Source organism: Pseudomonas sp. NPDC098747 (assembly GCF_044760045.1).
GTDB lineage: Bacteria > Pseudomonadota > Gammaproteobacteria > Pseudomonadales > Pseudomonadaceae > Aquipseudomonas.
In genome coordinates, this window is the sequence record NZ_JBIWAL010000004.1 from 114,717 (window position 1) to 128,571 (window position 13,855).

The following is a 13,855-nucleotide window of genomic DNA, read 5'->3' on the forward strand; positions in this document are numbered from 1 at the left end:
GCGAAAAATCCGTTTGTTGCAAAGTCTTGTGCGCGTTTCACCTGTGAGAGGAGGACCTGTGGCGAGGGGATTTATCCCCGTTGGGTCGCGAAGCGGCCTCCAGCATTTTTTCAGACAAACCGTGTTGTCTGGATTGACGACTGCTGCGCAGCCGAACGGGGCGGTGCGACGTTTCGCTAAATCCCCTCGCCACAGATTCCCCCAGCCACAGTGATGTGTTCGCAACCTGTGATTGAGGGCCTCGGTCAGAACTGCCAGTTCAGGCTCAAACCCACGCCATGGCTGTTCTCGCGGCTAGCCAACTGCCCGCTGTAATCAAGGTTCACCCGCACGTCTTTGCTCAACGCCAGACTCGCTTGCACACCGACCAACGCGGCATCGCGCACCAGCGCCGAACTCTCGACGCTGTAAGGCGTGCCACCGCTGGCAAAGCGCAGATGCTGCTCAGATTCGATGTCGGTGAGGCTGTGCTGCCAGCCGAGATGGCCGCTCACATCCAGTGATTGCTGATTCGACAGGTTGAACGTCTTGATCGCCCGTACGCCGAGGGTGCTCAGCACTGCATCACGCTGATCGCCCGAGCTTTTGAGCGCCGCAGCGTCGCCCTTCTCGGTGAAGCCTTCGGTGTCGATATGCACATAGGCCAAATTGGCGAATGGCTCCAGCGCCAGCGGTTGCAGGTGCAGTCGATAAGCCGCTTCGCCGAACACCTGAGTCGTCGCCGCATCAACCTTGGCTTTCTGTTTGGCGCTGACGTTGCCGTATTGCAGATCGCGCTTCACATCGGCGCGGTGCCAGCTGTAGGCCGCGCCAGTGCTTAGACGCCAGGCGCCGATCTCATGCCCGGCGTAAGCACCGAGGTGATAGCTGTCGACCTTGGCCGACGAATGCGTGCCCGAACCCATGCTCAGCGAGCTGTCGCTGTAGCCGGTGACAAGGCCGATGCGGGTCTGCTCGTCCAGTGCACCGTCAACACCGGCCAGCAGGCCGCCAATCGAGGTGTTGTAGCCCGCCGTGTCATGGCTCGAATCGGCACTGCCCCACGCGCCGAGTGCCTTGATCCAACCGTTGTTTTGCGTCGCCGAGGCATCGTGCAGGCGCTCACCGACGGCATCGCGCAACTGGCGGCTGTCGTTGATCAGCATCGAACCGAGCGCCGGGTAGATTTCCCCGCTGAGTTGCTGAAACGCTTGTTGCGCAGAAGCGGCGTCTGCCGATAGCAGCACGCTTTCGTAAACCGAATTGCCCGCGCCCAGGCCTTCGACAGCCGTGGCCACCGAACGCTGATTCGGGGTTTGGCCGACACTGGCGAACGATGTCGCGTTGCGTTCGATGTCGAGTTGAATACCGTTGGCCGCGTAATCAAGGCTGCCGCCGATAAACAGATAATTCGGCACCACGGCGCCAAACTGACCCTGAATGCCACCCGTCGCTTGCAGGATGTTGTACTGGCGACCGAGCAGGCTTTGCGTCTCGGAGGCATTGAGCAAGGTCGGGCTGTTTTCCAGCGACAGGCTGACGGTTGCGCCGCTGACCGTGGCGGTGCCGCCGGCAACAATTTGGTCGCTGCGGGTCGGTGACAGCTCCACCGCGTAGGTCGAACCTGGCGCGAAGGTAACGTCACCGGCCACATTCAAGGTGCCAATGGAGTTGCCCGGCGCCACGCGGCCGCCGTTGTTGGCAGTCAATGCCGCGATCCGCCCGGAACCGCCCAAGGTGCCGCCGTCATTCACTGTGACCGCTGACGCCAGCGAACCGTTGACGCTCAGCATGCCGTCATTGACCGTGGTCGGGCCGCGGAACGTGTTGTCTCCGGTGAGAAACAAGCGCCCTGCTCCAGACTTGATCAGGCTGCCCTGATAAACCCGGCTCGCCGCTGCGGCATCACGGGCCATGCCCACCGCGTAGTCGGTTTGATCCTGCTGGCTGGCGCCGGGCGCCACGCCGTTCTGCCAGCCCTTGTCTTGCAAGGTTTGCTGCCAGGCCATGTGTTCGGCGAGGTCTTCGTTCTGGCGCTGGATCAGCGCCTTGTCGGAGATGTCGTTACTCCAGACATCGCTCTGCCCGGCCGCCAGATTGGCGTCAAATGCCCCGAGCAATTGCCCCGGCCCGCGCATCGCCCGATTCAGGTTGGCCACGCCCCAGCCGAGCCGTTCAGTGGGTGCATCCGTCACAGAACCATCGAGCTGCGTGGCGGTGGTCAGCAGCACTTCAAGCGCCTGCTGATTGTTCATATACGGGTAGCGTTCCATCACCAGCGCCAAAGCCCCAGTCGCGTGCGGCGCCGACATCGACGTGCCCGACTTGATCGCGTAACCGCCACCGGGAATGGTGCTGTCGATCTTCGCCCCCGGCGTGGTGATGCACCAATATTTGGCGATGCCGCACTGGTTGTACTTCTGCTGATTGCTCTGATCGAGACCGGATACCGCCAGCCAGTGGCCTTCGAGATCCGGCTGAAAGTACGGCAGCGCCGAGCGTACGCTGGCATTCGGATAACCGCTGTTGCCGGCGCTGAACACGTTGATCACCCCACGACGGGAAACGTCAGCCGCGGCGTCGAGCCAGGTGCCTTTGTTCCAATGCTGAGCGTATGCGGCGTGCAGATCGGCCAATGTGCGGTAGCTGACATCCGGCGGCTGACTGCCCCAACTGTTGTTGATCGCGCGCACACCGGCATCGGCCAGTGCGTCGTATACCGCTTTGAAATAACGCGGATCGGGATTGGGGCCGAACAGGAAACTGTCGTTCTTGTTGGTGTTGCCGACGTGGATTTGCGCGTTGTACGCCACGCCGTGCATGCCGCTGCCGTCACGCGAGGCGCCCATGGTGCCGACCACGTGGGTGCCGTGGGAGTCGTTGTTGGGGTTGAGCGTGCCGTTGACGTTGAACGGCGAGCCGTCGACGTAACTGCCGCTGGCCAGCACCGGGTGGTAACGCTCAGTCGCAAACTCTGGATGGGTGGCGTCGAAACCGGAATCGAGCGCGCCGATTTTCACGCCTTTGCCGGTGATGCCGGCGGCGTAGGCTTGGTCGGCCTGCATGCGCGCGAGGCCCCAATCGCGCTGGAATTCGGCGCTGCGCCAACTGGCGGGATCACCGGGTTTGCCGGATTCCAGGTACTGGGCGTGGGCCTGGGATATAGAAACGGCGAGCAACAGCGTGCCAACCGAAATCGGCTTGATGCTTACGTCCATGTTCACTACTCACTTTTATTGTTTTATGCAGGTTCTTTTGCGGTGTTGCTTAAAGCCCCTCACCCCAGCCCTCTCCCAAAGGGAGAGGGAGCTGACCGAGGTGTCTTGCGTTTACATCGACATCAAAAATCCAGTCGACTATAGATTCGGTACAGCACGTTCAGGTTTTGGAATTTCCTGAGCTTCCTGAATCGTTGCCCTCACCCCAGCCCTCTCCCAAAGGGAGAGGGCTGGGGTGTCTTGCGTTTTACATCGACCTGAAAAATCCAGTCGACTATGGATTCGGTACAGCACGTTCAGGTTTTGGAATTTCCTGAGCTTCCTGAATCGCTGCCCTCACCCCAGCCCTCTCCCAAAGGGAGAGGGGGCTGACCGAGGTGTCTTGCGTTTTACATCGACATCAAAAACCGGGTCGATTATGGATTCGGGACAGCATGTTCAGGTCGGTGCATCTTTGCAGCATCCCCCAATCAGTGCCCTCTCCCCTGGGAGAGGGTTAGGGTGAGGGGCCGGCCTCAAGCCATGCACATCAACGTCGGGCCACACCAAACGCCTCATCCACCCGCGCCAGATCCTGTTCGCTCAAGGTCCCGGCGTAGTAATGCAATTTGGTCCACGCCATCAAATAGTCGTACCGCGCCTGCGCCAGATCGCGGCGGGTGGTGAACAGTTGTTGCTCGGCGTTCAACGCGTCGAGGTTGGTCCGCTCACCGCCCAGAATGCTTTGCTTGGTCGATACCACCAACGCTTCCGCCGAGGCCAGCGCCTTCTGGTACGCGCGCAATTTATTCACCCCCGACAAGCAAGCGCTGAACTGACGGCGCAGTTCAATCAGTGTTTCGCGGGTCTTGCCGTCCAGTTCGTACTCGGCCTGTTCCATGGTGCGGCTGGCCTGACGGGTGGAGGCCGACACGCCGCCACCGGCGTACAACGGCACGCTCACTTCGAGGCCGATGGTGTTGGTTTCGTATCGCTGGTTGTAGGTGTTGCCGCTTTCCGATTCGTTTTGGCGCATCGAGGCGTAGGCATTGATTTTCGGCAAGTGCCCGGCGCGATTGCGCTCGACCTCGTAACGCGCCACTTCCACGGCCTGGCGTTGCGAGGCCAGGTTGGGGTTATTGCTGACCGCCATTTCGTGCCAGGTATCGAAGTTGGCAGGCTGCAACGCGAAGGTCTGGAAATTCTGATCCAGCGGCGCCAGATCACCGATATCCACGGCCGGTACGCCGACCAGTGCGCCCAGTTCCCGCAACGCTGCGTCCTGCTCGTTGCGCGCCTCGATCTCCTCGGCGGTCGCCAGCTCATAACGCGACTCGGCTTCAAGAATGTCGGTGCGCGTGCCTTCGCCCTGCTTGAACATGTGTTCGTTTTGCTGGAACTGCTGCTCGTAAGCCTTCTTCTTCGCCAAGGCGATATCGATCTGATCCTGGGCAAACAAGGCTTTGGTGTAGTTATCCAGCACTCGCACCAGCAATTCCTGGCTCTTGCCGCGAAAGTTTTCGTCGGCAAACAGCGACTGCGCCACGCCTTTGCGATAGGCGGCATACGCCTCGTAATCGAGCAATGGTTGTTGCAGGGTCAGGCTCGATCCGTAACTGTTGTAATTGCGTTTGTCGGTGTCGTTGTTGCGCGCACGTTCGTCGAGTGAAGTGGCTTTCGACGAGTTGCGACCCTTGTTGTAGGTGTAACCGATTCGCGGCAGCAGCCCGGCGCGGCCAATGGCGCGATTTTCCAGGCCTGCATCACGCTCCTTGATCGCGCCGAGGAACACCGGGTCATTGCGCAACGCTTGTTCGTAGATCTCAAACGGCCCCATGGCCGCTACTGCTGAGTGACTCGCGAGCAGCGTCAGCGCTGCCCCGAGCATGGAAAGCTTATTCATACAGCTGAACATCCTTATTCTTCGGTCAGCGCAGAGTTGGCTCGGTCGAGCAGCGGTTTGAACAGATAGTTGAGCAGCGAACGCTCACCCGTACGCACAAACATTTCTGCCGGCATGCCGGGCTTGATCACCAGACCGTGGAGTTTTTCCATGGCCTGATCGCTGACGCTGCTGCGCAACACGTAGTACGGCACGCCGGTTTTCTCGTCGACCATCTGGTCGGCGGAAATCAGACTGACTTCACCCGGCACACGCGGGGTTTTGCTCTGGTTGAACGCGGTAAACAGGATGTCCACCGGCAGGTGTGGGCCGACCTTGTCGATCAGATTGATCGGCAGGTGCCCTTCCACTTCCAGGGTGGTGCCTTGCGGAACGATCTCCAGCAGGGTTTCGCCCTGACGCACCACGGCGCCTTCGGTGTGTACGCCCAGATTGACCGCCACGCCATCGGCGGTGGCGACAATCTCGCTGTGTTGCAGGTCGAAACCGGCGGAGGTCAGTTGCTCCGACAGCGTGACGCTTTTCAGCTGCGCCTCGGCCAGTTGCGTGCGCACTTCCTTCTGATATTCCTCGCTGTGCTGCTGCAGCTTCAGGCGCGACTCAAGAATACCCTGCTCGACACGCCCGCTTTCACCGGTGTTTTCCGCCAATTGCTGCTGGACCTGCGAGAGCTGGCGCTGATATTCCATCAAGCGGTTGCGCGGGATGTAGCCGTTATCGGCCAGCGGTTGCAGGTTGCTCAGCTGTTGTTGCAGCGAAGCGGCCTGGGCATTGAGGTCGGTGCGCGCGCGGCGCATGCCGGCCAGTTGCGCGGTGGCGCCTTCGATGCTGGCGCGCAATCCAGCCTGCTCGCGATAGAACGCTTCGCGGCGACTGCTGAACAACTGGCGCTGACCTTCCAGGACCAACGCCAGGCGTGGATCCGGGTCATTGCTCAACTCAGCCGGAAAGGTCACTTGCTTGAGGTTGTCGCGCTCGGCCTGCCAACGCGCAAGACTCGCCCACGCCATGCGGTATTGCGCCTGCAACGATTGCACATCGGCGGCGACTTGCGTCTGATCGAGGCGAAACAGGGGCTGGCCCTGCTTAACGATCTCGCCTTCGCGCACCAGAATCCGGCTGACCACGCCGCTGCTCATCGACTGCACGGCTTTGCGTTTGCCCGACACCACCACGGTGCCCTGCACGGGAATGCCTTGATCCAGCGGCGCCAATGCCGCCCAGGTGAAGAAACTGCCCGCGCCGACAATCGCGAGAATCCAGCCCATGCGCGCGAAGAATTTCGCGTCACGTTCCGGGCGTTCAGCGATGTAGGCGTGCTCCATGCTCGCTTCGTTTTCAGTGTTCATGTTCGCGCTGCTCATACACCCGAATTCCTTGTCGTGGGCTGATACTGCCGGCTCATGCTGAGCCCGCCCGGTGCTTGTGCAGGTTTCTCGCGTGGTTGCTCATTGGCGGCGCCGGACAGCGCCTTGAGCACGTCCTGACTCGGACCGAAGGCCTGCAAGCGACCCTCGTTGAGCACCAGCAATTTATCGGCCTGAGCCAGCACCGAAGAACGATGTGTCACCAGCACCACCGTGGTGCCTTGGGCCTTGAGTTGCGCAATAGCGCTGGCCAGTGCCGCTTCGCCGACGGTGTCGAGGTTGGAGTTGGGCTCATCCAGCACCACCAGGCTTGGCGTGCCGTACATGGCGCGGGCCAGGGCCACACGTTGTTTCTGGCCGCCTGACAAACCGCTGCCGTCCTCGCCCAATTGCGTGTCGTAACCTTGTGGCAGGCGCAGGATCATTTCGTGAACGCCGGCCTGTTGCGCGGCCGCCACGACTTTCTGCGGATCGGCCTCGCTGAAGCGCGCAATGTTCTCGGCGATGCTGCCGCTGAACAGTTCGATGTCTTGCGGCAGGTAGCCGATGTAAGGGCCGAGTTGATCGCGATTCCAGCGATGGATATCCGCGCCGTCCAGTCGCACCGTGCCACCGAGGGTCGACCACACACCGACCAGCACACGGGCCAGGGTCGATTTACCGGAACCGGACGCGCCGAGCACACCCAGCACTTCACCCGCGCTCAGATTGAAGTTGACCATGTGCAAGGTCGCAGCGCGCTGCCCCGGTGGGCCGGCGCTGACTTGCTCAAAGGTGATCTGGCCTTTCGGCGCTGGCAGGGCCATCGCGTCATCACTCGGCGGATACGCTTGCAGCAGCGCATCGAGACGACGGTAAGCCAGCTTCGCCCCGCTCCACTGCTTCCACACGGCGATCAACTGGTCGATCGGGCTCAACACGCGGCCCATCAGGATGGAGCCTGCGATCATCATGCCGGCGGTCATGTCACCTTTGATCACCAGCAGCGCGCCGAGGCCCAGCACCAGCGATTGCAGGCACAGACGCAGGGTTTTGCTCAGCGAGCTGATGACCGCGCCGGTGTCGCTGGCCTGATTCTGCAAGCCGAGAAAGCGCGAATGCACCTGGAACCAGCGCTTGCGCAACGAGCCGAGCATGCCCATCGCCTGAATGGTTTCGGCGTTGTGCAGGTGGCTGGTGGCCAACTGGCTGGATTTCTGCGAGAAACCGGCGGCTTCGCCGAGCGGCTTTTTGGTCATGTATTCGTTGAGGCACGCCAGGGCGATCAGCAACAGCGCACCGGCGGTGGCCAGCACGCCGAGCCAGACGTTGAACAGGTAAATAACGAACAGATACACCGGGAACCACGGGGCATCGAAAAAAGCGAACAGCGCCGGGCCGGTGACGAATTGGCGAATGTGGGTCAAGTCGCCCAGCGACTGCCCGGCATTGCCCTCGCCCTTGAACAGGTTGCGTTCGAACGCCGCCTGATACACCCGCAGGTTGAAGCGGCGCTCCAGTTGGCTGCCGATGCGGATGACGATGAAGCTGCGCACCACTTCCAGCAGGCCGATAAAGGCAAAGAAACCGACCACCATCAGCGACAGCATCACCAGGGTGGTTTCGTTCTGCGAAGACAGCACTCGGTCATAGACCTGGAGCATATAAATGGAGGGCACCAGCATCAGCACGTTAATCAGCGCCGTAAAGCATCCGACGCTGATCAGAATGCTTTTATAGTCACCCAATGCCTTGAACAAGGGAGCGGTGGCTGAGGCCTTCGCCATCTTCATTGATTATTCCTGAGGTCTAACTCTCGCCAATCTTTGGCGAGACTTCAAATTAATTATCCGCGCAACGCCGGAACATATTTTCAAGGTATCCGCTTACAAATTCATAACAACTAGCGCTGTTTAATACAGTGCAGGTGCGATCGAACATGCCGCTTATACCCTTACAGTGACGCCTTATATTAAAACCTTGTCGCCTGATAGATCATTACTACTGTTGCGCAACGCGCTCCAGGCTAATTTTCAGACCTGACTTCAAAGTCGTCAGATAAAGCCCATCACGTTGTCGGCTAAAGAACTGGATTCTTGAGCCCTCCTTGCCAGTGATCGAAAGACCGTCCGGCTCGGGAAACCAGCCAGTCGGCGCTTCTTCCAACCATGCGCCCAAGCAGTCAGCGCCTTTACCAACAGTCTGGTTAGATTGCAGATCGACAACACAGGTATTCGACGGCTTGTCCTGTTGTGCTTGCGCTTGAGCGCTGTCATCTCGGGCGCTCAGCGTCGCCTGCCACTGACCGGCAAATACCGAGGGTTCTTCGAGTCTGAGGCTGCTTGCCATGCTGGTTTCTCCTGAAATCATCAGCGTCGCCATCAGCCACGCCACTGTCATGTAGGTAAAAACGTTTCGACTCATAGGAAATTTCACTCCGGTGCGTAGCCTTGCCTACCGAGCAAGACGATGCAAGCGAAGAAAGCGGCGCATCACGCGCCGCCCTCTTGGTTCACATCAAGCCACGATGTCGCTGGTCGCTGCCTGGCCAACGGTGCTGACCTGGAAGTCGGCCGCGCCGAATCCGGAGAAGTCCACCGAGAGCAGGCTGTTACCGCCCGACGACGTCAGCACTGCATCGCCCGCCGCACCGGTGAAGGCGCTGACGAAGTGCAGGCCGGCGCCCTTGGTGATGCCGGTCAGGTCGATTTTGTCCAGACCGCTGACGAAATCGAGGATCTGATCGATCGCACCTGGCTTGGAGTCAGAGCTGGCTGCGAACACGAACGTGTCCGAACCCGCGCCGCCCCACAGCTTGTCGGCACCGCCAGCGCCCCAGAGGATGTCGTTACCGGCACCGCCCTTGAGTTCGTTGGCCACGCTGTTGCCGATCAGCAAGTCGCTGCCCGAACCACCGATGGCGTTCTCGATGATCGCGCCCTTGGCGATGGACACGTTGCCCACCATGCCACCAACGTCGGAGAACGAGGCATCATTGAGGTTGATTTTCTGGTTCTGGGTGAACCCCGAGAAGTCCAGAGTGTCCTTGCCGCCCGCATCCCAGACCGAGAACACCACTTTGTCACTCGACGACGACGCGCTGAGGAAATCGCGACCCGCGTTGGAGTTGAAACCGTAGGTGGTGTCGCCGGTACGGGTGGTGGTGTTGGCGCCGTAGAGCTTCTGGATGGCAGCGATATCATCCATCAGTGGACCGGAGGAATATGCTTCCACGCCGCCCTTGCTGAAGTTCTGGCTGGTGTTGTTCTCGCTCCAGTAACTCATGATGCTGTAGCCGCGGGTGTCTTGCCCGTAGGAAGCATCGTTGTAGGTCGGGTTGCCATTGCCGGCGTTGTAGTCGCCAGGGTGAGCCAGACCGAGGCTATGACCGATCTCGTGAGTCAGGGTCTGACGACCGTAGTTGTTCAGATCCGGATTCTTGTTTTGCGTGTAGCCACTGTTGATCAGGTACCACGAGGTGCCGTCATAACCAGGGCCAGTGCCTGGTAGATAAGCGAACGCAGCAGCACCATCCTGGCCACCGCTGTAGTTGCCGTAGGTCATGTGACCGTCACCGCCCGTAGCTTTTTCGGTAAAGGTGACGTTGGCCACATCAGCCCAGGATTGCATGGCGAGCTTGGTCTGGTTTTGTTGTTGTGTACTGAACTGACTGAACCCGGTGATCCCGTGCTTGTTCATCGTGCTCGATGAAGCAGACGTCAGGAACGTGTAGGTGAGTTCGATCTTGCCGCTGCCGTCCTTGTCCTGGTAGGCAGCGCCGTCGCGCAGCAACTGGGTTGCGGCCTGGTCGACGGAGAAGGAGGGTTTGCCATTGACCGTGAGGTTGCCGCCACGATCGTATTGATGGCTGAAACTATTGATCTGGTTGTACGCCGTGCTGGTTGCGGCCAGAGGTAGCGGCGCCGCGGGCAGCAAAAAAGCCTGTTCGGCGGTATCAATAGCATTAGCTTTAACTTTCGACATAAACACACTTCCTTGTTAAGCAATGGAACAGTTTTTGTCAGATAGGGACAATCCCTGGCGAGATCGTCCTATCACTCGCCCAATGAAGGCGTAAGAAACCTGACACAATTTGAAATCTGGCGTAAAGCCTTTTTTTGAAATCAAATCGGGCTGTTCCGGGAAACTCCCGTAAACAAAGCATGCGCGGTCGAAAGAATGTTTCAGGCGTCTGACTTTTGCCTAATTGTCTGACGATTTTCTATTTAATTATTAAATATGGGTAAGTTGTTTTTTGTCGATAGCGTCTCACTTTTGCCTCTTATTAGTGCAAGTGCCAGCGCATTGATATCAACGAACTTATATCCACTGAAACTCACTGTGGGAGCGAGTTTGCTCGCGAAAGCGGCGGGTCATTCAACTCATCGTTGTATGGACGGACGCCTTCGCGAGCAAGCTCGCTCCCACAGGTTTGAGTCAGTGTCGATAAATCTCAGCTACCGGTACGAATCTTGTTCCAGATCCGCGTGCGAATCCGGTCGATGTTCATCGGCATTGCCTCCAGTGCGAACAATCTGCTCGTCATCTCCGGACTCGGATAGACCTTGGTGTCGTTCTTGATGACCGGGTCGATCAGGCTGTCGGCCTGCTCATTGCCATTGGCGTAGTGAACGGAGTTGCTGATGTCGGCCATCACGTCCGGGCGCAACAGGTAGTTCATGAAGGCGTAACCGGCCTTCTCGTCCGGCGCGTCGTTTGGCATCGCGACCATGTCGAACCAGATCGGCGAACCTTCCTTGGGCACCGCATAGCCGATCTCGACGCCGTTCTTCGCTTCTTTGGCGCGGCTCTCGGCTTGCAGGATGTCACCGGAGAAACCGACCGCCACGCAGATATCACCGTTGGCCAGATCGCTGGTGTACTTCGAGGAATGGAAATAGCTGACGTACGGCCGCACTTTCATCAGCAGCGCTTCAGCTTTTTTGTAGTCCTCGGGGTTCTTGCTGTGGTGCGGCAGGCCCAGGTAGTTGAGCGCTGCCGGGAGCAATTCCGGGCCGTTGTCGAGGATGGCGACGCCGCACTTCTGCAATTTCTCCATGTACTCGGGCTTGAAGATCAGGTCCCAGGAATCGACCGGTGCATCGTCGCCCAGCACCTCTTTGATCTTGGCAACGTTGTAACCGATGCCGGTGCTGCCCCACAGGTATGGGAAGCCGTGCTCGTTGCCCGGGTCGTTGGCTTGCAGGGCCTTGAGCAGTACCGGATTGAGGTTCTTCCAGTTCGGCAACTGGCTCTTGTCGAGCTTCTTCAAGGCACCGCCCTGTATCTGTCGAGCCATGAAATGGTTGGACGGAAACACCACGTCGTAACCGGAGTTGCCGGTCATCAACTTGCCGTCGAGGGTTTCGTTGCTGTCGTAGGCGTCATAGGTGACGCCGATGCCGGTTTCTTTCTGAAAGTTCTTCGTGGTGTCCGGCGCAATGTAGCTGGACCAGTTGTAAACCTTGACCGTGTCGGCGGCGTGACTGATGGAGGCGACCAGCATCAGCGGTGCCAAAGTGAGGGTTTTCCGGATCATGGGTCGATTCCTGTAGAGGCTATTGTTGTTTGGCAGGCAATCAAAGGATCAAGCAATCAGAAAATCAGCACGTAGGTCTTGCGCACGGTTTCCTGGATATCCCAGATACCGAGCGAGTTGGCCGGCAACATCAATGCGTCGCCACCTTGTATGTGCAGGGTTTCGCCACCGCCGTCCGGGGTAAACGTGCAACGCCCGGAAATGAAATGGCAGAACTCCTGCGCGGTAATCTGTCGGCGCCAACGGCCGGGGCTGCATTCCCAGACGCCGGTTTCGACGCCGTCGTCGCGCTCCACGCTGGTGGTCGAGGCAATGGCGATCGGCTCGCCAAGTGGTACGGCGACCGGGTTGGATTCGTCCAGTTGTAGCGTGGCGGTGTTTTTGAACTGAGTGATACTCATGGCGTTACCTGTCTGGGGCGCTTTCTTGGTGGCTTTTTTGTGGTGCATCGACGTTCAGTGCATGAAACCTTCCATGAACCCGGCCACCTGGCTGGCGAGTTTGCGCCGCCATGGCGCAGTCGCCGGGTTAGCCAAGGTCTGGTCTTCGTGAACAAAGCTTCTGATGATCGCGTTGTAACCGAGCCAGCGGCACGGCTCCGGCTCCCAGGCACGCAGCGCATGAATGCCGCCGTCTGGCAGCACCCACGGCTGTTTAACCAGCTCGGTGTCGCGCTCAAGGATCAGATCGGCCAACGTACGGCCGCCGAGGTTGCTGGCACCGACGCCCTCCCCGCCATAACCACCGGCCAACGCAATGCCGTTGGCCCGATCGCAGAGCATGTGCGGTTTGAAGTGTCGGGACATGCCGAGGTTGCCGCCCCAGGCGTGAGTGATCTGAACATTCTTCAGTTGTGGGAACAGCTCGCCAAACAGATAACGGCGCAGCTCGACTTCATCGCGGGTCAGGTCAAAGTTGTGGCGCAGCTTGCCGGCGAATTGATAACCACCGCGGGCGCCGAAAATCAGACGGTTGTCGGCACTGCGCTGGCCATAGGTGACCTGACGGCTGAACTCACTGAAGGCCTGGCCGCGACTGAGACCGATCTCGTCCCACGTAGCGGCGGATAGCGGTTCGGTGGCGACGATCAGGCTTTGCACCGGCAATTGGTAGCGACCCAGTGGCGGCAATGTCACCGAATAACCTTCCACCGCTGGCACGATCCAGCGACTGCGCACATTGGCCTTGGCCGTGCGCAAACTGCCCGACTGCCAGTGCGTGACGGGGCTGTTTTCGTAAATCTTCACGCCCATGCCTTGCACGGTACGCGCCAGGCTGCGCACCAGTTTGGCCGGGTGAATGGTCGCCACATGCGGGGCATAGATGCCGCCGTAAGGTTTGGCAACACGAATCTGCTGCGCCATTTGCTCAGGACTGAGCCAGCGGTAATCGTCTTCAGTCAGGCCTTGGGCGTGGAGTTTGGCCAGATAATCGCGAAGCGTCGCTTCCTGCTCCGGGTAGCGCGCCGCGCAGTACAACACGCCGCCCTTGCGGTAATCGCAGTCGATACCCTCACGTTCGAGGACGACTTCCACTTCATCGGGGATGCTGTGCAGCAAATCAAACGAAGCGCGGCGCTGCTCGGGGGACAGACCGGCGAGCAAACGATCCTCGCCAAGCAGATTGCCCATCAGCCAACCACCGTTGCGCCCGGATGCGCCAAACCCGGCAGTTTGCGCCTCGATGATCGCGATATTCAGGCCCGGCGCCTGTTTCTTCAGGTAGTACGCCGTCCAGAGTCCGGTGTAACCGGCGCCGATGATCGCCACGTCGACGTCCAGATCCTGCTCAAGCTCGGGCCGCGCGATCAGCGGCTCGTCGAGTTGATCCATCCACAAACTGATAGTGCGCCACGCCGGCATGCAAGACTCCGCCACTGAAAACCTTCGAT

The 13,855-nt window shown here is 59.5% G+C and carries 9 protein-coding genes; all 9 read right to left on the reverse strand.

The features are described 5' to 3' along the window. Positions 1–245 precede the first annotated feature (245 nt). Positions 246–3,197: an autotransporter domain-containing protein gene (locus ACIQVE_RS03850; protein WP_402804726.1), complete on the reverse strand. Its 2,952-nt coding sequence runs from the start codon at positions 3,195–3,197 to the stop codon at positions 246–248. A 529-nt stretch (positions 3,198–3,726) separates the two neighbouring features. Beyond that, positions 3,727–5,091: a TolC family outer membrane protein gene (locus ACIQVE_RS03855; RefSeq protein ID WP_402804728.1), complete on the reverse strand. Its 1,365-nt coding sequence runs from the start codon at positions 5,089–5,091 to the stop codon at positions 3,727–3,729. A gap of 2 nt (positions 5,092–5,093) precedes the next feature. Next, on the reverse strand, positions 5,094–6,443 hold the full coding sequence (locus ACIQVE_RS03860) for an HlyD family type I secretion periplasmic adaptor subunit (RefSeq protein WP_402804730.1): 1,350 nt from the start codon (positions 6,441–6,443) through the stop codon (positions 5,094–5,096). Next, complete coding sequence (locus tag ACIQVE_RS03865; protein WP_402804732.1) at positions 6,440–8,218, reverse strand: type I secretion system permease/ATPase; 1,779 nt, start codon at positions 8,216–8,218, stop codon at positions 6,440–6,442. Before ACIQVE_RS03865 ends, ACIQVE_RS03860 begins: the two co-directional genes overlap by 4 nt. A gap of 208 nt (positions 8,219–8,426) precedes the next feature. Further along, on the reverse strand, positions 8,427–8,849 hold the full coding sequence (locus ACIQVE_RS03870) for an AprI/Inh family metalloprotease inhibitor (RefSeq protein ID WP_402804908.1): 423 nt from the start codon (positions 8,847–8,849) through the stop codon (positions 8,427–8,429). A gap of 93 nt (positions 8,850–8,942) precedes the next feature. Further along, a complete protein-coding gene (locus ACIQVE_RS03875; RefSeq protein ID WP_402804734.1) occupies positions 8,943–10,409 on the reverse strand; it encodes a serralysin family metalloprotease in 1,467 nt (488 codons plus the stop codon). A 469-nt stretch (positions 10,410–10,878) separates the two neighbouring features. Further along, complete coding sequence (locus tag ACIQVE_RS03880) at positions 10,879–11,964, reverse strand: polyamine ABC transporter substrate-binding protein (protein ID WP_402804736.1); 1,086 nt, start codon at positions 11,962–11,964, stop codon at positions 10,879–10,881. A 56-nt stretch (positions 11,965–12,020) separates the two neighbouring features. Then, positions 12,021–12,365 (reverse strand): cupin domain-containing protein, encoded by a 345-nt coding sequence (locus ACIQVE_RS03885; protein WP_402804738.1) that lies wholly within the window; start codon positions 12,363–12,365, stop codon positions 12,021–12,023. A gap of 54 nt (positions 12,366–12,419) precedes the next feature. Then, positions 12,420–13,826: an NAD(P)/FAD-dependent oxidoreductase gene (locus ACIQVE_RS03890; protein WP_402804740.1), complete on the reverse strand. Its 1,407-nt coding sequence runs from the start codon at positions 13,824–13,826 to the stop codon at positions 12,420–12,422. Positions 13,827–13,855: the final 29 nt, after the last annotated feature.

Coding starts and splice junctions, on each gene's coding strand:
- ACIQVE_RS03850 (WP_402804726.1), bottom strand. CDS start 3,197: ATGGACGTAAGCATCAAGCCGATTTCGGTTGGCACGCTGTTGCTCGCC.
- ACIQVE_RS03855 (WP_402804728.1), bottom strand. CDS start 5,091: ATGTTCAGCTGTATGAATAAGCTTTCCATGCTCGGGGCAGCGCTGACG.
- ACIQVE_RS03860 (WP_402804730.1), bottom strand. CDS start 6,443: ATGAGCAGCGCGAACATGAACACTGAAAACGAAGCGAGCATGGAGCAC.
- ACIQVE_RS03865 (WP_402804732.1), bottom strand. CDS start 8,218: ATGAAGATGGCGAAGGCCTCAGCCACCGCTCCCTTGTTCAAGGCATTG.
- ACIQVE_RS03870 (WP_402804908.1), bottom strand. CDS start 8,849: ATGAGTCGAAACGTTTTTACCTACATGACAGTGGCGTGGCTGATGGCG.
- ACIQVE_RS03875 (WP_402804734.1), bottom strand. CDS start 10,409: ATGTCGAAAGTTAAAGCTAATGCTATTGATACCGCCGAACAGGCTTTT.
- ACIQVE_RS03880 (WP_402804736.1), bottom strand. CDS start 11,964: ATGATCCGGAAAACCCTCACTTTGGCACCGCTGATGCTGGTCGCCTCC.
- ACIQVE_RS03885 (WP_402804738.1), bottom strand. CDS start 12,365: ATGAGTATCACTCAGTTCAAAAACACCGCCACGCTACAACTGGACGAA.
- ACIQVE_RS03890 (WP_402804740.1), bottom strand. CDS start 13,826: ATGCCGGCGTGGCGCACTATCAGTTTGTGGATGGATCAACTCGACGAG.